The sequence below is a fragment of the Vreelandella malpeensis genome (assembly GCF_020622355.1).
In the GTDB taxonomy this organism is placed as follows: domain Bacteria; phylum Pseudomonadota; class Gammaproteobacteria; order Pseudomonadales; family Halomonadaceae; genus Vreelandella; species Vreelandella malpeensis.
This window is the reverse complement of sequence record NZ_WHVL01000001.1, coordinates 944,483-961,777: the sequence shown is the minus strand read 5'-3', so window position 1 is coordinate 961,777 and position 17,295 is coordinate 944,483. Positions and strand designations below refer to the sequence as shown.

At 66.3% G+C, this 17,295-nt stretch carries 17 protein-coding genes and 1 tRNA gene; 10 read left to right on the top strand and 8 right to left on the bottom strand.

Annotation, left to right across the window (positions count from 1 at the left end; translation table 11 throughout):
- Positions 1-11: 11 nt before the first annotated feature.
- The 4 genes from madM to GEV37_RS04395 form a co-directional block, all read right to left on the bottom strand.
- A complete protein-coding gene (gene madM, locus GEV37_RS04410; protein ID WP_227388996.1) occupies positions 12-773 on the bottom strand; it encodes a malonate transporter subunit MadM in 762 nt (253 codons plus the stop codon).
- 11 nt (positions 774-784) lie between these two features.
- Positions 785-1,282 carry a malonate transporter subunit MadL gene (madL, locus tag GEV37_RS04405; RefSeq protein WP_227388995.1) on the bottom strand — a complete coding sequence of 166 codons (498 nt, stop codon included), beginning with the start codon at positions 1,280-1,282 and terminating at the stop codon, positions 785-787.
- 69 nt (positions 1,283-1,351) lie between these two features.
- Entirely contained in the window at positions 1,352-2,899 is a 1,548-nt protein-coding gene (locus GEV37_RS04400; RefSeq protein WP_227388993.1) for a malonate--CoA ligase, read from the bottom strand.
- Between the two features lie 42 nt (positions 2,900-2,941).
- Complete coding sequence (locus tag GEV37_RS04395) at positions 2,942-4,285, bottom strand: malonyl-CoA decarboxylase (protein WP_227388992.1); 1,344 nt, start codon at positions 4,283-4,285, stop codon at positions 2,942-2,944.
- 166 nt (positions 4,286-4,451) lie between these two features.
- Here GEV37_RS04395 and GEV37_RS04390 point away from each other — a divergent pair, with 166 nt between their 5' ends.
- Positions 4,452-5,114 (top strand): GntR family transcriptional regulator, encoded by a 663-nt coding sequence (locus GEV37_RS04390; protein WP_227388990.1) that lies wholly within the window; start codon positions 4,452-4,454, stop codon positions 5,112-5,114.
- Positions 5,115-5,185: 71 nt separating this feature from the next.
- Here the strand turns inward: GEV37_RS04390 and GEV37_RS04385 are convergent.
- Positions 5,186-5,262: transfer RNA gene (locus GEV37_RS04385), tRNA-Pro, on the bottom strand.
- 85 nt (positions 5,263-5,347) lie between these two features.
- Positions 5,348-6,352 (bottom strand): octaprenyl diphosphate synthase, encoded by a 1,005-nt coding sequence (gene ispB, locus GEV37_RS04380; protein WP_227388989.1) that lies wholly within the window; start codon positions 6,350-6,352, stop codon positions 5,348-5,350.
- A gap of 321 nt (positions 6,353-6,673) precedes the next feature.
- Between ispB and rplU the strand changes: the two genes are divergently transcribed.
- The 4 genes from rplU (at position 6,674) to proB (ending at position 9,797) form a co-directional block, all read left to right on the top strand.
- Positions 6,674-6,985: a 50S ribosomal protein L21 gene (gene rplU / locus GEV37_RS04375; RefSeq protein ID WP_227388987.1), complete on the top strand. Its 312-nt coding sequence runs from the start codon at positions 6,674-6,676 to the stop codon at positions 6,983-6,985.
- A 33-nt stretch (positions 6,986-7,018) separates the two neighbouring features.
- The gene (gene rpmA / locus GEV37_RS04370) at positions 7,019-7,276 is read left to right on the top strand and encodes a 50S ribosomal protein L27 (protein WP_227388985.1); all 258 of its coding nucleotides are present in this window, start codon (positions 7,019-7,021) and stop codon (positions 7,274-7,276) included.
- Positions 7,277-7,400: 124 nt separating this feature from the next.
- Entirely contained in the window at positions 7,401-8,591 is a 1,191-nt protein-coding gene (gene cgtA / locus GEV37_RS04365) for an Obg family GTPase CgtA (protein WP_227388984.1), read from the top strand.
- Positions 8,592-8,657: 66 nt separating this feature from the next.
- Positions 8,658-9,797, top strand: coding sequence for a glutamate 5-kinase (gene proB / locus GEV37_RS04360; protein ID WP_227388982.1), 1,140 nt, complete (start codon positions 8,658-8,660; stop codon positions 9,795-9,797).
- Here the strand turns inward: proB and GEV37_RS04355 are convergent.
- The gene (locus tag GEV37_RS04355; RefSeq protein ID WP_227388981.1) at positions 9,787-10,761 is read right to left on the bottom strand and encodes a DUF1853 family protein; all 975 of its coding nucleotides are present in this window, start codon (positions 10,759-10,761) and stop codon (positions 9,787-9,789) included. The two genes, proB and GEV37_RS04355, sit on opposite strands and share 11 nt — an antisense overlap.
- Positions 10,762-10,871: 110 nt before the next feature.
- Between GEV37_RS04355 and GEV37_RS04350 the strand changes: the two genes are divergently transcribed.
- The gene (locus GEV37_RS04350; protein WP_227388979.1) at positions 10,872-12,215 is read left to right on the top strand and encodes a Glu/Leu/Phe/Val family dehydrogenase; all 1,344 of its coding nucleotides are present in this window, start codon (positions 10,872-10,874) and stop codon (positions 12,213-12,215) included.
- Between the two features lie 40 nt (positions 12,216-12,255).
- On the opposite strand, the gene GEV37_RS04345 is transcribed toward GEV37_RS04350, so the two are convergent.
- The gene (locus GEV37_RS04345; RefSeq protein WP_227388977.1) at positions 12,256-12,732 is read right to left on the bottom strand and encodes a PepSY domain-containing protein; all 477 of its coding nucleotides are present in this window, start codon (positions 12,730-12,732) and stop codon (positions 12,256-12,258) included.
- Between the two features lie 136 nt (positions 12,733-12,868).
- Between GEV37_RS04345 and GEV37_RS04340 the strand changes: the two genes are divergently transcribed.
- From GEV37_RS04340 to GEV37_RS04325, 4 genes are read left to right on the top strand one after another with little or no spacing between them, the layout of a single operon-like run.
- The gene (locus GEV37_RS04340; protein WP_227388976.1) at positions 12,869-13,228 is read left to right on the top strand and encodes a PepSY domain-containing protein; all 360 of its coding nucleotides are present in this window, start codon (positions 12,869-12,871) and stop codon (positions 13,226-13,228) included.
- A gap of 20 nt (positions 13,229-13,248) precedes the next feature.
- On the top strand, positions 13,249-13,923 hold the full coding sequence (locus GEV37_RS04335; protein WP_227388974.1) for a winged helix-turn-helix domain-containing protein: 675 nt from the start codon (positions 13,249-13,251) through the stop codon (positions 13,921-13,923).
- A complete protein-coding gene (locus tag GEV37_RS04330; protein WP_227388972.1) occupies positions 13,913-15,283 on the top strand; it encodes a sensor histidine kinase in 1,371 nt (456 codons plus the stop codon). The genes GEV37_RS04335 and GEV37_RS04330 overlap by 11 nt, the downstream gene beginning before the upstream one ends.
- Positions 15,273-17,201 carry a metallophosphoesterase family protein gene (locus tag GEV37_RS04325; protein ID WP_227388971.1) on the top strand — a complete coding sequence of 643 codons (1,929 nt, stop codon included), beginning with the start codon at positions 15,273-15,275 and terminating at the stop codon, positions 17,199-17,201. Before GEV37_RS04330 ends, GEV37_RS04325 begins: the two co-directional genes overlap by 11 nt.
- The last annotated feature ends 94 nt before the right edge of the window (positions 17,202-17,295 follow it).

Here is a 17,295-nt window from a genome sequence, read left to right as displayed (position 1 = left end):
TGCACGCTGGATCAGAAGATCGCGCGCACGCACAGATACAGCACGGAAGGCGCCAGCAGCGCCCCGAGGCCGGTGTAGAAGGTGGCGGTCATGGCGCCGTAAGGCACCAGCTTCGGGTCGGTGGCGGCAAGGCCCGCTGCCACGCCGCTGGTGGTGCCCATCAGCCCGCCGAAGATCATCGCCGAGCGCGGGTTGTCGAGACCGATGCGCTTGGCCGCCATCGGCGTGAGCACCATCACCAGGATCGACTTGAACAGGCCAGCGGCGATGGAGAGAGCGATCACATCGGAGGAGGCGCCGATGGAGGCGCCGGCGATCGGGCCGACGATATAGGTCACCGTGCCGGCGCCGAGGGTGGTCAAGGCGACCGGGTCGCGGTAGCCGAAGGCGAAGGCAACCGCGACCCCGGCGACGAAGGACACGACCACCCCCAGAAACAGCGCAATGACGCCGCTGAGCCCGGCCTGGCGGATCTCCTGAAAGCGCACGCCGTAGGCGGTGGCGATGATCGCCAGATCGCGCAGCATGCCGCCGCCCATCAAGCCGAGGCCGGCGAACAGGCTGATATCGGCAAGCCCCTTGCTGCCGCCGGTAGTGATGCCGCCGAAATAAGCCAGCGCCAGCCCCACCATGATAGCGATGGCGGAGCCGTGGACGCGGCCGTTGGTCAGCTTGGCGCTGACCAGGTACGACACGTACATCGCCGCACCCACCAGCGCGAAGGCGGCGATCAGATGCTGTTTCTCGAGTTGCGTCATGAGGGATTCGAGCATGAGACGGCTCCTTAGCGGGCGTGGTGGGGGCGGGCGTGGCGCGAGCGCTTCGCCGAGGAGGTACGCTTATTCGTCTTCGATGCGCTGGTGGCACGCGAGGCGACCTTGTTCACGGGCGTATCACTTTGCGGCACATCGGCGGTGGCGGGCGCCTCGGGGCGGCCCAGGCGGGTCAATGCCGGCACCAGCGCGAAGCTTGCGCCCACCGCGACCAGACTTGCCAGCAGCGCGATCAGGCCGCCGTCGATGGCGGCGGCCACGTTCTGGCTGGCCGCCATCGCGACCACGATGGGGATGTACATGCCGTTCCAGAAGGTGATGCCGCTTTCGGTGCTGGGAGGCATCTTTTGCTTGTCGATCAGATAGCCGCCGAGAAAGATCAGCAGCAGCATGGCGATACCGACACCGCCGATGTTGGACTCCACGCCGAGCAGCATGCCCAGCACGTCTCCAGCCCACAGGCCGACCAGCATGCAGCCGGCGAGCAGCGCGACTCCGTAAATGACCATGGCGTTTTCCTTGTTGTATTGTCGTTGTTGTCAGGGGAGCGCCGCCTCTTGGCGGCGCCGTGGTTCTCATCAGGCGGTGGCGTCTCTCCGATCAAACGTGCTGGAAAACGTGTCGGCGAAGGTGTCGCGCAGCTGGTTCTTCTGCACCTTGCCCATCACGTTGCGCGGCAGCGCCTCCACGAAGAAGACGCGTTTGGGCTGCTTGTAGCGGGCGAGATCATCCTTGAGTGCTGTGAGCACGTCTGTCTCGCTCACGGCGCCCTGGGATTTGGGCACCACCACCGCGACCACGCCTTCGCCGAGATCCGTGTGACGCACGCCGATCACAGCGGACTCCGCCACGCCCTCCATGTCGTCGATGATCTGCTCGATCTCCTTGGGGTAGACGTTGTAGCCGCCGGAGATCACCAGATCCTTGTCGCGCCCGACGATGTTGAGATAGCCGTGCTCGTCGATCAGGCCAAGGTCCCCGGTGATGAAGTAGCCATCGTCGCGAAACTCGGCCTTGGTCTTCTCCGGCATGCGCCAGTAGCCCTGGAACACGTTGGGGCCGATCAGCTCGACCAGCCCGGTCTCGCCTTGGGCAAGCTCTCTGCCTGTCTCGCGGTCGGTGATGCGCACCGTCACGCCGGGCAGCGGCGTGCCCACGGTGCCCGGGCGGCGCTCGCCCTCATAGGGGTTGGAGGTGTTCATGTTGGTCTCGGTCATGCCGTAGCGCTCGAGGATGGCGTGACCGGTGCGCTCGCTGAACGCTTCATGGGTTTCGGCCAGAAGCGGCGCGGAGCCGGAGATGAACAGGCGCATGTTGGCGACCACCTCGCGGTCGAGGCGCGGGCTTGCCAGAAGGCGCGTGTAGAAGGTCGGCACGCCCATCAGTATGGTGGAGTGGGGCATCAGATCGAGCAGCTCGTCGATGTCGAGCTTGGGCAGAAACGTCATCGAGGCGCCGTTGATCAGCGTCACGTTGCAGGCCACGAACAGCCCGTGAGTATGGAAGATCGGCAGCGCGTGGATCAGGTGGTCGCTTTCGCCGTAGTGCCAGGCCTTGGTCAACGCCTGGCTGTTGGAGGCGAGGTTCTCGTGGCTCAGCATCGCGCCCTTGGAGCGCCCGGTGGTGCCGGAGGTATAGAGGATCGCCGCCAGATCATTGGCCGCGACCTCGGCGACCGTCGTCGTCTCCTCGGCGGCGTCTGCCTTCTCCATCAGGCTGCCGTCGGCCTTGGTGCCCAGGCTCTCGATATGCGCCACGCCAGCTTTTTCGGCGATCGAACGGGCGCTTTCCAGCGCTTCCGGGCGGCAGACGTAAAGGCGCGGCTCGGCATCGTTCAGGAAGTAGTCGATTTCGCTGTCGGTATAGGCGGTATTGAGCGGCAGGTAGACCGCGCCGATCTGCAGGCAGGCGAGATACAGCATGACGATCTCGGGACTCTTGTCGACCTGGACGGCGACCCGGTCGCCGGGCGACACGCCGAGCTCCTTGAGCACGGTGGCCAACCGGCGACTCAGACTCAGCACGTCCTGGTAGCGGTAGCGCTGGCCATCGAGCGTGTCCATCAGCACTTTCTCCGGGGCGCGCTCGAAGTGCGGATAGAAGTGGCAGTAGAGGTTGTGGTTCATGAGAGACTCCTTTTTATTGCGGCAGGCGCTATCAGGGGGTCGTCACGCCTTGGCCGGCGCTTTCGCCTCGACGTACTGGCTGGCCTGATGGGCCTGGCGGCGAATGTCGCTGGCGCAGACCACCGTGTGGTTCACGCTGTAGGCTTCGTGGTTCTGCTCGATTCGGTTGAGCTGGTAGAGATAATTCACCATCAGGGCGTGGGACTGCTTGAACCCCTTGGCCGAGGTATCACCCTGCCAGTTCAGGCGGTGCAGGCTCGCGCCGTTGCCCAGGTGAAAGCGCGCCACCGGGTTCAAGGGTTGACCGCTCTTGTGCTTGACGTCCACCAGGTAGTGGGCCGCCAGGCGCATGAACTCCTTGTGAGCGGCGGAGGAGAGCGTCTCGCTTTCATGGGTGTCGAGGTAGATGGTGAGTTCCTCGGACAGCGTCGCCTTTTCGCGCGCGCCCTCGAGCCAGTCGGCGAAGCCCGGCACCGGCGAGAGCGTGACGAAGTTCTTGATCTGGGGAAGTTCGCGGCTCAACTCCTGGACCACCTGCTTGATCAAGAAGTTGCCGAACGATACGCCCTTGAGCCCGGCCTGACAGTTGCTGATGCTGTAGAACACCGCGGTGTCGGCGTCCTCCAGCGGCAGCTCCTCGCCGTGCTCGAGAATGCGCTGAACGTTGCCGGGAATGCCGTCGCACAGCGCCACTTCGACGAAGATCAGCGGCTCGTCGCCGGTCGCCGGGTGGAAGAAGGCGTAGCAGCGCCGATCTTCCGGATCGAGGCGGCGGCGCAGGTCGCGCCAGTCGCCGATCTCGTGCACCGCCTCGTAGCGGATGAGCTTTTCGAGCACCGCCGCCGGGGTGTTCCAGTCGATGCTTTCGAGCATCAGAAAGCCGCGGTTGAACCAGGAGCTGAAAAGGTGCGCGAAGTCGCTGTCCAGCGCGGAAAGTTCCGGCGCCTCGCGCAGGCACTTGAGCAGGTCGGCGCGCATGTTGACCAGGTCGAAGGTACCTCCGGGGCAGAGGTTCAAGCGGCGCAGGAGCGTCTGGCGGCGCGGCTCGCAGGCATTGAAGAGTGTTTCGAGGGCGGCATTGTCCTCGCGCTCGCGATACACCGCGTAGGCGCTGTGGATGTCGGCGGGCTCGGCGGCGTAGTCGTTGGCCAGGAGCTGGAAGAAGGCCAGCCGCTCCTCGTCGTTCAGCGCCCGGTAGTGTGCCAGCGCCTTTTGGGCGAGCATGATCTGCGACGCTTCGCCGGTGCGGCCCATCAGGGCCTGGCAGGCCTCGGTCAGCGCGGTGAGGTGGTGTTCGCTACCCTTGTCGGCGCCCAGCGCATCGCTGAGCTGGCGGGTGCGCGTTGAAATATTGGTGAGCAGCCCCTGAAGAAACGTCATGTTCATGTGCATGCGCATTGGCCTTCTGGTTCGTCGAATGGGCGGTCTGCCTTCTACCGTGCCGACGGTTTATCATTATCGTTCGGCATGATAAATATTGAACAGCGCGTCATGTTGTATATAACAGATACAGGCAACGAATTTATGCGTCAAGACAGACGGGGGTAGACATATGGCGAAGGTGTCCCAGGCGCAGCGGCTGCGCGACCTGCTCGAGGATGCGATCGTCGCCGGGCGCTTCACCCCGGGCGAGCGGCTCGACCCGGACGCGCTGGCGCTCGAGTACGCCTGCTCGCGCACGCCGATCCGCGAGGCAATCCAGCAGCTCGCCGTGTCCGGCATGGTGCAGGTGGTACCCAAACGCGGCACTTTCGTCACTCGGCTGGGCGTCACGCAGCTGGTCGAGCGCTTCGAGGTGATGGCCGAGCTCGAGGGGCTGTGCGGTCGCCTGGCGGCCCGGCGCATAAGCGATGAGGAGCTCGCGGCCTTGCACCAGGCGCTGTACGCCTGCCGCGCGAAGGCCGAGCAGCGCGACATCAACGGCTACTACTACGAGAACAGCGTCTTTCATCACTGTATCTACGCCGCCAGTCACAACCCGTTCCTCGCCCAGGAGGCCGCCCGGCTGCACGCGCTGCTGCAGCCCTACCGGCGCATGCAGCTGCAGGCAAGAATGCGCGTCGAGAACTCGCTGGCCGAGCACGAAGCGATCGTCGCCGCGATTGAAGCCGGCGACGGCCCCCGCGCCGAAGCGCTTTTGCGTGATCACGTGCTGGTGCAGGGCGAGCGATTCAACGACCTGGTGGCGTCGGTTCGAACCCTTGAGATGGCGTGAAGAGGCGCATGAAGCCGCGCAACGAAAAAAGGCCCCATCGATGATGATGGGGCCTTTTTTGATGCAATTTCTGGTCGGAATAGCAGGATTCGAACCTACGACCTCTGCCTCCCGAAGGCAGCGCTCTACCAAGCTGAGCTATATTCCGGCGCTCGATAACGGAGATGGATACTACGCCGATAGCTGGAAAATTTCAAGCGTCGACGCATAAATTCTTTGCCGGCTCGCCGCTTTCACGACTGGCGTGCGATCGCCATGCGCACCAGATCTGCCATGCTATCGCGGTAAGGGCTTGGCGGCAGCGTCTCGAGCTCCGCCAGCGCCTTCTCTACCATCTTCTCGGCGCGGGCACGGGTGTAGTCGAGCGCTCCCGTGCGGTGAACGATGGTGAGCACCTCGTCGAGCTGGTCGAGCCCGCCCTGGCGGATCGCCTGGCGAATCAGCTTGGCTTCCTCCGGCGTTCCGCGCTCCATAGCGTGGATCAAGGGCAGTGTCGGCTTGCCTTCGGCGAGATCGTCGCCGACGTTCTTGCCCATCGCATCAGAGTCGCCCTGGTAGTCGAGCAGGTCGTCGATGAGCTGGAAGGCGAGCCCCAGGTAGCGCCCGTAGTGCTTGAGTGCCTGCTCCTGCTCCGGGGTGGCGTCCGCCAGCACCGCGCCGCACTGGGAGGCGGCCTCGAACAGCATCGCGGTCTTGCCCTGGATGGTCTCGAAGTAGGCCTCTTCAGACAGGCTCGGGTTGCCGATATTGGTGAGCTGGAGCACCTCGCCTTCGGCGATGATGCAGGTCGCGCTCGACAGGATCGCCATGATGCGCATCGAGCCGACGTCGACCATCATCTGGAACGAGCGCGAGTAGAGAAAATCGCCGACCAGCACCGAGGGGGCGTTGCCCCAGGCGTCGTTGGCGGTCTTCTTGCCGCGGCGCAGGTGCGAGTCGTCCACCACGTCGTCGTGCAAGAGTGTCGAGGTGTGCATGAACTCGATCAGGGTGGCAAGCTGAATGTGCTTGTCGCCCTCGTAACCCAGTGCCCGGGCGGCCAGCAGCACCAGCAGCGGGCGCATGCGCTTGCCGCCGCTTTCGATGATGTACTGACCGATGGTCTCGACCAGCGGCACCCTGGAGTTCAACTGCCTGACGATGGTGCGGTTCACGGCCTCGAAGTCGCTCGCCACCACGGCGTGCAGCGGTGAAGGCGTCGGGCTGGCAGGCGTTGTAGTAGGCGAGGCGTTGGTCATGAAATCGGGTCATCGCGGCAGGTGAGAAGGCGGCGCGTGCAAGCCTTGGTGGGGATTATGCTATGGGGACGCCTGTAAGGCGTCAAGGCGAACGCCGCCGCGCCCGATCCCCGGCCGTCGTCCCGGTGATTGACAGGCCCCAGGGGCCTTGTGGTAAGTGGTGAATGCCGCTATAATCCGCGACCCACTCGTCATGCTCCCTGTCAGATGGCTGCCAAAAGGGGCGCCACTCGCAGCAGGTTCAAGAGCCAAGCGCCTTCGGGCGTGGATTCGACGAGCGCCGGCGCAGGGCCGGCATTACCGACAAGTCCGGAGAGCGACATGTACGCAATTATCAAAAGCGGTGGCAAGCAGTACCGCGTTCAGGAAGGCCAGACCCTCAAGCTCGAGAAAATCGAAGTCGCCACCGGCGAAAGCATCGATTTCGAAGAAGTGCTGATGGTCGCCGACGGTGACGACTTCAACATCGGCGCGCCGATGATCAGCGGTGCCAAGGTGTCCGCCGAGGTCGTTTCCCACGGCCGTGGCGAGAAGGTCACTATCATCAAGTTCCGTCGCCGCAAGCACCACATGAAGCGTCAGGGCCACCGTCAGTGGTTCACTGAAGTCAAAATCACCGGAATTTCCGTTTAAACGGATCTTTCCCTCGATCAGGAGGCTATTTCGATGGCACATAAAAAGGCAGCCGGCTCCACGCGTAACGGTCGCGATTCCGAATCCAAGCGCCTGGGTGTAAAACTCTTCGGTGGCCAGGCGGCGACCGCGGGTAACATCATCGTGCGTCAGCGCGGCACACGCTTTCACGCGGGCACCGGCGTCGGCATCGGTCGTGACCACACGCTGTTCGCCCTCAGCGACGGCAAGGTCCAGTTCGAGACCAAAGGTCCGAACAACCGCAAGTTCGTGAGCATCGTTTCCGAGTAAGCGCGTAGCGCTTCTACGATGACACGCAAGAAAGGCCCCGCATTGGCGGGGCTTTTTTGTCTGTTCAAGACCCCGGCGCGAGCGCGGGGAAGAAAAGGGCGGCGAAAGCGGCCGGGAGAATTCAATGCAGTTCGTCGATGAAGCCTCGATCATTGTCGAGGCAGGCAAGGGCGGCAACGGCTGTCTGAGCTTTCGCCGCGAGAAATACGTGCCCAAGGGCGGCCCGGATGGCGGTGACGGTGGTCATGGCGGCAGCGTCTACCTGATCGGGGACGACTCGCTCAACACCTTGATCGACTTCAAGTACCAGCGCTTCTACAAGGCCGAGAACGGCCAGGGCGGCATGGGCCGCCAGATGAGCGGCAAGGCGGGCGAGGATCTGCACGTCAAGGTGCCGGTCGGCACCACGGTGATCGACGAGGACACCCTCGAAGTGATCGCCGACGTCACCGAGATCGGCCAGGTGGTGCTGGTCGCCGAAGGCGGCCGCCGAGGGCTTGGCAACATCCACTTCAAGTCCTCGACCAACCGCGCGCCCCGGCGCACCACGCCCGGCACCGAAGGCGACCGGCGCAACCTGCGCCTGGAAATGAAGGTGATGGCGGACGTGGGCCTGCTCGGCATGCCCAACGCGGGCAAGTCGACGCTGATCCGCTCGGTGTCGGCGGCCAAGCCGAAGGTGGCCAACTACCCCTTCACCACGCTGGTGCCGAACCTGGGCGTGGTCAAGCTCGGCATGCACGAGCACTTCGTGATGGCGGACGTGCCGGGACTGATCGAGGGCGCCTCCGACGGTGCGGGCCTTGGCCTGCGCTTTCTGAAACACCTGACCCGCACGCGGCTTCTGTTCCACGTGGTCGACATCGCGCCGTTCGACGAGTCCGACCCGGTCGAGGCGGCGAAGGCGATCGTGCGCGAGCTCGGTCAGTTCTCGCCGGCGCTCTCCGAGCGTCCGCGCTGGCTGGTGCTCAACAAGTTCGACCTGCTGCCGGAAGAGGAGCGCGAGGCGCGCGCCAACGCCGTGATCGAGGCGCTCGACTGGCAGGGGCCGGTGTTCCAGATCTCGGCGATCTCGAGTGAAGGCACCGACAAGCTGGTCCAGGCCGCCCACCGCTGGCTCACCGAGCAGCAGCGCCTCGAGAACGAGGACGAAGAGGCCTTCGAGCGCGAGCAGGAGATGCGCCGGCGCATGGAGGAGGAGGCCGTGGCGCGCACCGAGGCACGCCTGGGCCATCGGCGCAAGAAACGCGACGCCGAAGATGACGACGATTTCGACGACGACGAGTACGATGTCGATGTGGAGTACGCGCCCTAGGCCTCGGCCTGGGCGCGGGGCAGCATGGGACGAGCGACGGCAGAACCGGGGCAGGAGACGGGCGGGATGGAACATCGTGAGCAGTTGCCGGGCCGCGAGGCGCTGAGCGGCGCGCGGCGCGTGGTGATCAAGATCGGCAGTGCGCTTCTGACCAACGACGGGCAGGGGCTCGACGAAGCCGCCATCGGCGGCTGGGTGGACCAGGTCGCCGAGCTGCATCGGCGCGGCGTGGAAGTGGTGCTGGTCTCCTCCGGGGCAGTGGCCGCGGGCATGGTGCGTCTGGGCTGGCAGGCCCGACCCAGCGCGGTGCACGAGCTCCAGGCCGCCGCCGCCGTAGGCCAGAACGGGCTGACCCAGTGCTACGAGCAGCACTTCGCCCGCCACGACATGCTGACCGCCCAGATCCTGCTGACCCATGACGATCTTTCCAACCGCAAGCGCTATCTCAACGCGCTTTCGGCGCTGCGCACGCTGGTCGAGCTGCGCGTGGTGCCGGTGATCAACGAGAACGACACCGTGGTTACCGACGAGATCCGCTTCGGCGACAACGACACCCTCGGGGCGCTGGTGGCCAATCTTCTCGAGGCCGATGCGCTGGTACTGTTGACCGACCAGGAGGGGCTGTTCGACGCCGACCCGCGTGACAACCCGAAGGCCAGCCTGATCGCCGAGGGCCAGGCCGACGACCCGGCGCTTGCCGCCGTGGCGGGCGGCGGCGGGGCGCTCGGGCGTGGCGGCATGAGCACCAAGGTGCGGGCCGCCACGCTTGCCGCGCGCTCCGGCGCGGTCACCGTGATCGCCAGCGGCCGACAGCCCGGGGTGATCACTCGCCTCATGGCGGGCGAGATGCTGGGCACGCTGCTCAGGCCCCACCAGGCGCCGATCGCCGCGCGCAAGCGCTGGCTCGCCGGCCAGCTCCAGGTGCGCGGCACGCTCACCCTCGATGCCGGCGCGGTCAACGTGCTGCGCGAAAAGGGTTCGAGCCTGCTGCCGGTCGGCGTTCGCCAGGTAGAGGGCAGCTTCAAGCGTGGCGACATGGTGCTGTGCATCGACGAGCAGGGCGGGCGCATCGCCAAAGGGCTTTGCAACTATGGCGCCGAAGAGGCACGCCGGCTTGCCGGCAAGCCCAGCCACCAGATCGAGGCGATCCTCGGCTTCGTCGAGGCCCCGGAGCTGATCCACCGCGACAATCTGGTCATCGTCTAGCGGCGGGAAGCGGCAGCGGTATCTGGCGCGGCCAGTCGTCGGGCACGATGAACACCCGCTCCTCACCGCCCCCTTCTCCTTCGGCCCTCAGCATCACTTGCTGGGGGCCGAATCGTTCAAGTGCCTCAGTCAGCGCCGGCAGCAGGCTCGATGACGCGAGGAACGCGTCGTCACTGGGCGGCGCAAGCCAGAACGGCTTCTTCAGCCACGCCACGCGCGCCGGCATGCGCTCTTTCAGCACGGTTTCCCAGTCGCTTGCGTAGCACCAGAGCCCTCGCTCGTGATGAGTACTGGCCTGTATGGGAGGGGGGAGCGAGGCGTGAAAGGGATAGAAGAGCACGCCGGGCATCGCCAGACGCCGGGTCAGCCCATCGAGCCCCTCGTCGCCCGCGCCGTCGCGCGGCGCCAGCAAGCGCTGCAACGTGTCGCGGGCAAGTGGCGTGGCGGAAAGCGGCAGTTGATGGGCTGCCAGGTGGGCGCACTTGCGCGCCAGGCTGTCGAGCCCGCCGGGGCCGATCCAGCGGTCCTGGCTTTCGAGCGCGCCGGGCCCCTCGGGCAAGCCCAGGTAGAACTTGATCGCCACTTCCAGGTGGATCGGGGCGGGGTCGGCCAGGGTGCGGTAGAGCAGGTCCAGCTCGCCCAGCGTTCGCCGTTGCTCGCGTATCGCGACGTTGTGCGCCAGCAGTCGGGTGGCCGGGGCGTTGTCCAGCAAGATCCGCCACAGCGCCTCGTGGTAGTGGCCCATGCGCGTCGGGAGCTTGCCGGCCAGCGTGCGGGCGGCCTTCGCACGCCGCTCGTTCCAGCCCGGCGGCGTTGGTGCAAGCCCGAGCTCCGCGCGGCTCGGCCGGCCCTCGTAGTCGTCGAAGGCGACGATGTCCGGGGCGTCCAGCAGCCACGCCAGGTCGTGCTCGATGGCCGTCTCGGGCGGCGCGGCAGGCGGTTCAGCGACGGCGTCAGTGCGCATGGCATCATCCTAAGGCTGCTTGTATCAGACGAGGGCGAAACAAGCGCGGACTGCTACGCTTTCAAGGCCCCCTCGCGGCAACGATCCCATCGATACAACGGAGTGTGTTCATGGCCAATGCGAAGACCAAGAAACAGAAAACCGCCAAGAAGGATGTGACCCGACGCTCCCATGGTGAGGCCCGGGCGCTCTCCCCGCAAACCGGCGCGGCGCTTTTTGACGATGCCCGTTCACGGCTCGAGGAGGTGTTCGAGGCGCTCGACGTCCATCCGGACGCGCGCTCGCGCCTCATGCAGCCGGCGCTGTCGCTGCAGGTGAGCGTGCCGGTACGCATGGACGATGGCCGCCTGCAGACGTTTCCCGCCTGGCGCGTGCAGTACGATGTGAGCCTGGGCCCAGCCAAGGGCGGCGTGCGCTTTCACCCGGACGTCAATCAGCACGAGGTCACCACCCTGAGCTTCTGGATGGCGGTGAAGTGCGCGGTCGTGGGATTGCCCTTCGGTGGCGGCAAAGGCGGTGTGCAGGTCAACGCCAAGCAGCTTTCGTCGCTGGAGCGTGAGCGCCTGGCGCGGGGCTACGTTCGCGCCATCGCCGACGTGATGGGGCCGGATCGCGATATCCCCGCGCCGGACATGAACACCGATGCCGAGGTGATGGGTTGGATGGTCGACGAGTACGAGCATATCGTGCGCGCCCGGGCGCCAGCGGCGATCACCGGCAAGCCGCTTTCGCTGGGCGGCTCGCAAGGCCGTGTCGAGGCCACCGGCCACGGCGCCCTCACCGTGCTCGATCTATGGACCGAACAGGAGAAGCGCAAGCCCGAGGAAACCACCGTGGCGGTACAGGGGTTCGGCAACGCGGCCTACCACTTCGCCCGCCAGGCTGCCGAGCGCGGCTACAAGGTGGTGGCGGTGTCGGACTCAAGCGGCGGCATCTACAAGAAAGCAGGGCTCGATATCGACGCCGCCAGGAAGGCAAAGCAGAAGCACGGCGCGCTTTCCAAGTGCCGCCAGGGCGACAATATCTCGGGCGCTGAGCTGCTCTCCCTCGAGGTCGATGTGCTCGCACTCGCCGCCATGGAGAACCAGATCACCGATGCCAACGTCGACGACGTCAAGGCCGGGATACTGCTCGAGATCGCCAACGGCCCGGTCACGAGCGACGCCGATACCGCGCTCGAGAAACGCGGCATCGACGTGCTGCCGGACGTGCTGGCCAATACCGGTGGCGTGATCGTCAGCTACTTCGAGTGGCTGCAGAACCGCGCCGGCCAGGCCTGGAGCGAGGAGGAGGTGGACCGGCGCCTGAATGAGACGCTCGAACGCGAGGCGCGCCGGGTGCTGTCCCGCGCCCGGGACGAGAAGATCACCTACCGTCGGGCGGCATACCGCCAGGGCGTCGAGCGCATCAGCGAGGCGATCATGGCGCGGGGGAATTGTCAGGACTGCCGCTGAAGGTCGACCCTCGCAAGGGGAACCGACCGCCAGGGCCCATTCAGTCGCGGTCGACCTCGGTCACCTCGAAGGAGCCCTGGCGCAGGCTGATCTCGAGCTCGCGGCCGTTCTCGTCGCGTCCTTCAATGTCGATCATGCCACTGCGGTCGATGTCGATCTCCTCGAACTCGGTCATGCCTTCCTGGCGCGCCGCTTCGAAGGCCTGTCGGACGTCCTCCTCGCTCATGCCCCAGGCGCCGGAAATCAGCCGCTCGCGCTCCTCCTGCAGAGTTTCGCCGTTGTCCAGCGAGAACTCGATGTCGGCGAACCACTCATCGTCGAGCCAGCCCTCGATCTCGGCGCGGTTGCGGCTCTTGATGCCGATCTCCTCGAAATGGGTGAAGCCGTAGTCGGCGGCGTGGCCGAGGACCTCATCGAGGCGATCCATCGCCAGGCTGTCTGCCTGGGCGCTGCCCATCGCGGCGGTGAGCAGTACGGCGGTCGCCGGAATCGTCAGCATCTTGGTCATGGTCGTCATGGCTAGCTCCTGGTCAAGAGAAAGGGTGTGCGTCGGTTCTTCCGACGCCTTGAGAGCGTTATAGCAGCGCGCAGCTTTCGCCAACCTGAAGGCGCTGTTCATGGTGCATTCATGTTCTCTTTGGCATGCTGGCGCCATGAGCATACGCTACCTTCATTTGTCGTTTCCTGTGCTACGCCGCCGACTTTTCGCCGGCGCCCTCGCTGCCTGGGTGCTGGCCAGCGGCGCCTACGCAGACCAGCACTGGGAAGGGCTTCATGGCGAGGTGCGCCAGGGCGAGGCGGTGAGTCTGGAACAGCTGCTGGACTGGCTGGAAGCGCGCTACCTGGGTGAGGTAATCGAAATCGAGATGGAGCGCGACGACGACGAGATCGAGTACGAGATCAAGATGCTCGGCCCCCAAGGGCAGGTAGTGGAGTTCGAGTTCGACGCCCGTACCGGGCAGTTGATGAAGATCGAGGGGGCGCGTATCAACGAGATGATGCGCGTGAGGTGACCGCGCCAGGGAGGGCGACCATGAAATGTTTGTTGGTGGAAGACGATGCGGCGCTGGCCGATGAGCTTGCCAAGGCGTTGAAGGAGGGCGACTGGCTGGTCGAAGTCGTCGGTGCCGGTCAGGAGGCGGACTTTCTGGTGCGCACCGAGGTGTATGACGCGTTGATCCTCGACGTCGGCCTGCCGGATGGTGACGGTACCCGCTGGCTCGGCGCCTGGCGCGACGACGGCATCGACCTGCCGGTCTTGATCCTCACCGCCCGCGAGCGCTGGGCCGACAAGGCTGCCGGCTTTACCGCCGGCGCCGACGACTACGTCACCAAGCCCTTCGAGGCCGCCGAGGTGCTGTTTCGCCTGCGCGCCATCCTGCGCCGCACCCACGGCCATGCCCACCCGGTGATCAAGGTGGGCGAGCTTGGCCTCGACACCCATACCCAGCACGTGACGCTTGCCGGCCGCCCGGTCAGTCTCACCGCCCAGGAGACGCGGCTTCTGAGCTACCTGATGCACGCCGCGCCCCGGGTAGTGAGCCGTTCCGAGCTCGCCGAGCACGTCTACGACCGTGACCACGAGCCGGATTCCAACGTCATCGACGTGCAGGTCAGCCGCCTGCGGCGCAAGCTCGGTGCCTGGCGCATCGCCACCCTGCGCGGCCAGGGCTACCGGCTTCTGGCCGAGGCACCGGATGGCGTTTGAGCGCGCGCGCCTCGCTCGGCGCTGGGCGCGTCGTTCGATCGCCACGCGCTTGTTGCTTGCTGCGCTGGTGATTATCGCCCTGGTCCTGCCGTTGGCCGGCGCCTGGCTCTCCCATTACTACCGCGCCTCGGCGGTCGCTGCCTTCGACGAACGCTTGAAGGCCACCCTCAACGTGGTGATCGCCGGCGTCTCGGTCGACCCGCAAAGCCGCGAGCTGCGCTATCGAAGTGCCTTGGGCGATGCGCGCTTCGACCAGGTCTTCTCAGGCTGGTACTGGCAGATCACCGACCAGGGCGCGCACCAGCTGGCGTCGCGCTCATTATGGGATCAGCGTTTGCCGGTGACCGACAACCGTCAGGTCAGCGCACGCAGCGTGACCGGCCCGCGTGCTCAGCCACTGCGGGTGGTGGAGCGCGACATCTACCTGGCGCCGCTGTCGGCACCGCTGCACGTCAGCGTCGCTGCCGACGAGACCACGCTGCGCGACGATATCCAGCGCTTCCAAGGGCTTCTATGGCTCGGCATGCTCGCCCTCGGCGCGCTGCTGCTCGGCGTACTGGCGCTGCAGGTGCGCTTTGGGCTGGCGCCGCTGCGGCGCATGAACGCCAACCTGCGCGAGGTCGAGAAGGGCGCGGCGAGTCGCATGGACACCCGCCTGCCCGAGGAACTCGCTACGCTTGCGGGTTCGATGAACGCTGTACTCGCCCGCGATCAGCGCCTGATCGAGCGCGGCCGCCATACTGCCGGCAACCTGGCCCACGCCCTGAAGACGCCGCTTTCCGTCATGCGCCTGCAGCTCAAGCAGCTTCCCCCGGAGAGCGGCGAGCGCCTGGGCGTGGAGCTTGCCCGCATCGACGCCGCCGTGCGCCATCATCTGGCCCGCGCATCGGCAGCGGGCGAGGGCCTGGCGCTCTCTCCCATCGCTCTCGACGCCACGCTCGCCGGGCTGCTCGAGGGCCTCACCCGGCTGGCTGCCCGGCGCGGCATCACGCTGAACCAGCGCTGGCAGGCGCGCCCCCGGGTGCGCATGGACGCCCAAGACGTGCAGGAGGTGATCGGCAACCTGCTGGACAACGCGATCCGCTGGGCGAGCGCCGAGGTCACGCTGAGCGTCGAGGTGCAAGGCGAGACGCTGACGCTTAGGGTCAGCGACGACGGTCCGGGGCTCGATGACGAGCAGTGTCAGGCGGCGCTCGCCCGGGGCGCCCGACTCGACGAGCAGCGCTCGGAGAGCGGCCTGGGGCTTGCCATCGTGGCGGACCTGGTCGCGCTCTATCGCGGCGAGATGGCGCTGTCCCGCGCTGGCGCCGGCGGACTCGAGGTCTGCCTGACGCTTCCGGTGGTGAGCCATGAACGCTAGTACCGAATCGTTTACTCAAGCGCTGCCCGAGGTGCTGGTCGGCCCGCTGCTGCGCCGCCTCGCCCCGCAGCGGCTGGTGATGTGGCTGGTCACCTCACGGCCGCTGTCGCTTTCCCTTGTGCTGTACCCGGCGGGCGAAAAGGTGCGGGAGATCGACCTGGCGGGGTCGACGCGTTTCGTCGCCATCGGTTGTCATGCCTTCATCGCCCTGGTCGACGTCGCCCTCGACGAACCACTGCCGGTTGACCTGCGCATTGGCTACGACCTGCGCATCGGCGCGCCGGGGGCTGCGCGCTCGATCGCCGAGTGGGCGCCCTGGCTCGCCCAGGAGGGCGAGACGCTGCCCGCCTTCGTACTTGCCGGGCGCCATCACCGGCTGATGCATGGCTCCTGCCGCAAGCCCCACCATCTTGCCCCGGACGGGCTGGTGCGCGCCGACGCCTGGCTTGACGAGCACAAGGCAAGCCCCGGCGAATGGCCAGCGTGGCTTTTGATGACCGGCGATCAGGTCTACGTGGACGACGTGGCGGGCCCGACGCTTGCCGCCGTGCACGCGCTGATCGCACGGCTGGGGCTTTTCGACGAGGGGCTCGAAGGCGCCACGGTGGCGGATAGCCAGGCGCTCTACGCCGCCCCCGAGACCTATTATCACCGCGAGCAGCTGCTGCCGGACGTGACCAGCAACGCCGCACTTCGGGAGCGCTTCTTCGGCGGGGTGAAGAAGCCGGTGTTCACCTCGGCCAACGCCTCGAACCACCTGATGACGCTCGCCGAGATGCTCGCCATGTACTGCCTGGTATGGTCGCCGACGCCCTGGCGATTGATCGAGGTGGCCGCGCCCGCGCTCGCCGACCAGGATGCTGCCACCTACCGCCAGGAGCAGGCGACGATGGACGCCTTCGTCGCGGGGCTTTCGCCGTGCGCGCGTCTGCTGGCGCACCTGCCGAGCCTGATGATCTTCGATGACCACGACGTCACCGACGACTGGAACCTGACCGCCGACTGGGAGCGCTGCGCCTACGGCCACCCGTTCTCCAAGCGCATCATCGGCAACGCCCTGATCGCCTACCTGCTCTGCCAGGGGTGGGGCAACGACCCGGACAAGCTCGCACCTCTGGTCGATGCCGCAAGCCAACTGCTCGATACGCGCGGCGAGGCGCTCGATGCCCCGACCCAGGATGCGCTGATCGAGCGGCTGCTGCGCTTTCAGGGCTGGGAGTTCCAGGTGCCCGGCACCCCGGCGCTCGTCGTGCTGGATACCCGCACCCGGCGCTGGCGCAGCGAGCGAAGCCCCAAGCGCCCCTCGGGGCTGATGGACTGGGAGGCGCTGATGGAGATGCAGCAGGCGCTGCTCGACTGCCAGGGCGCGGTGATCGTCTCGCCGGCGCCGATGTTCGGCGTGAAGCTGATCGAGGGGGTGCAGAAGCTCTTCACGCTCGCAGGCAAGCCGCTGGTGGTGGACGCCGAGAACTGGATGGCGCATCGCGGCGCGGCCAGCGTGCTCCTGCAGATCTGGTGTCATTCGAAGACGCCGGGCAACTACGTGATCCTCTCTGGCGACGTGCACTACTCGTTTGCCTATGACATCGTCGTTCGCCGCCAGACGCGCCCCCCGCACCTGTGGCAGATCACCTCCAGCGGCATCAAGAACACCTTTCCGGCGCGGCTGCTCGACGTTTTCGACCGACTCAACCGCTGGCTCTACGCGCCCTGGTCGCCGCTCAACGGCTTCACCAAGCGGCGCAAGCTCGCCGTGGTGCCGCGCGACCCGAGCCGGGCCCGGGCCGGCGAGCGGCTGGTCAACGCCAGCGGCATCGGCCTGGTCAGCCTGGACGAGCAGGGCCGCCCGCAGGACATCCGCCAGCTCGATGCCCGAGGCGGCGAGGTGAGCTTCCCGCCGCCGGAGGTGCGGCGCTGAGAAGCGTGTCACGAAAGTGTCATCCCGATGTCGCAAGCTGCGCGATGATCGTTTTCATCGGCTGTTAGCGCACCACGGCGCTCTACAAGGCACC

Bases quoted from the DNA above. Each gene is read 5' to 3' on its own strand.
- cgtA (WP_227388984.1), top strand. From the start codon at position 7,401: ATGCAGTTCGTCGATGAAGCCTCGATCATTGTCGAGGCAGGCAAGGGC.
- ispB (WP_227388989.1), bottom strand. From the start codon at position 6,352: ATGACCAACGCCTCGCCTACTACAACGCCTGCCAGCCCGACGCCTTCA.
- GEV37_RS04345 (WP_227388977.1), bottom strand. From the start codon at position 12,732: ATGACGACCATGACCAAGATGCTGACGATTCCGGCGACCGCCGTACTG.
- GEV37_RS04330 (WP_227388972.1), top strand. From the start codon at position 13,913: ATGGCGTTTGAGCGCGCGCGCCTCGCTCGGCGCTGGGCGCGTCGTTCG.
- GEV37_RS04350 (WP_227388979.1), top strand. From the start codon at position 10,872: ATGGCCAATGCGAAGACCAAGAAACAGAAAACCGCCAAGAAGGATGTG.
- madL (WP_227388995.1), bottom strand. From the start codon at position 1,282: ATGGTCATTTACGGAGTCGCGCTGCTCGCCGGCTGCATGCTGGTCGGC.
- proB (WP_227388982.1), top strand. From the start codon at position 8,658: ATGGAACATCGTGAGCAGTTGCCGGGCCGCGAGGCGCTGAGCGGCGCG.
- GEV37_RS04395 (WP_227388992.1), bottom strand. From the start codon at position 4,285: ATGAACATGACGTTTCTTCAGGGGCTGCTCACCAATATTTCAACGCGC.
- rplU (WP_227388987.1), top strand. From the start codon at position 6,674: ATGTACGCAATTATCAAAAGCGGTGGCAAGCAGTACCGCGTTCAGGAA.
- GEV37_RS04355 (WP_227388981.1), bottom strand. From the start codon at position 10,761: ATGCGCACTGACGCCGTCGCTGAACCGCCTGCCGCGCCGCCCGAGACG.
- rpmA (WP_227388985.1), top strand. From the start codon at position 7,019: ATGGCACATAAAAAGGCAGCCGGCTCCACGCGTAACGGTCGCGATTCC.
- GEV37_RS04335 (WP_227388974.1), top strand. From the start codon at position 13,249: ATGAAATGTTTGTTGGTGGAAGACGATGCGGCGCTGGCCGATGAGCTT.
- GEV37_RS04340 (WP_227388976.1), top strand. From the start codon at position 12,869: ATGAGCATACGCTACCTTCATTTGTCGTTTCCTGTGCTACGCCGCCGA.
- GEV37_RS04325 (WP_227388971.1), top strand. From the start codon at position 15,273: ATGAACGCTAGTACCGAATCGTTTACTCAAGCGCTGCCCGAGGTGCTG.
- madM (WP_227388996.1), bottom strand. From the start codon at position 773: ATGCTCGAATCCCTCATGACGCAACTCGAGAAACAGCATCTGATCGCC.
- GEV37_RS04390 (WP_227388990.1), top strand. From the start codon at position 4,452: ATGGCGAAGGTGTCCCAGGCGCAGCGGCTGCGCGACCTGCTCGAGGAT.
- GEV37_RS04400 (WP_227388993.1), bottom strand. From the start codon at position 2,899: ATGAACCACAACCTCTACTGCCACTTCTATCCGCACTTCGAGCGCGCC.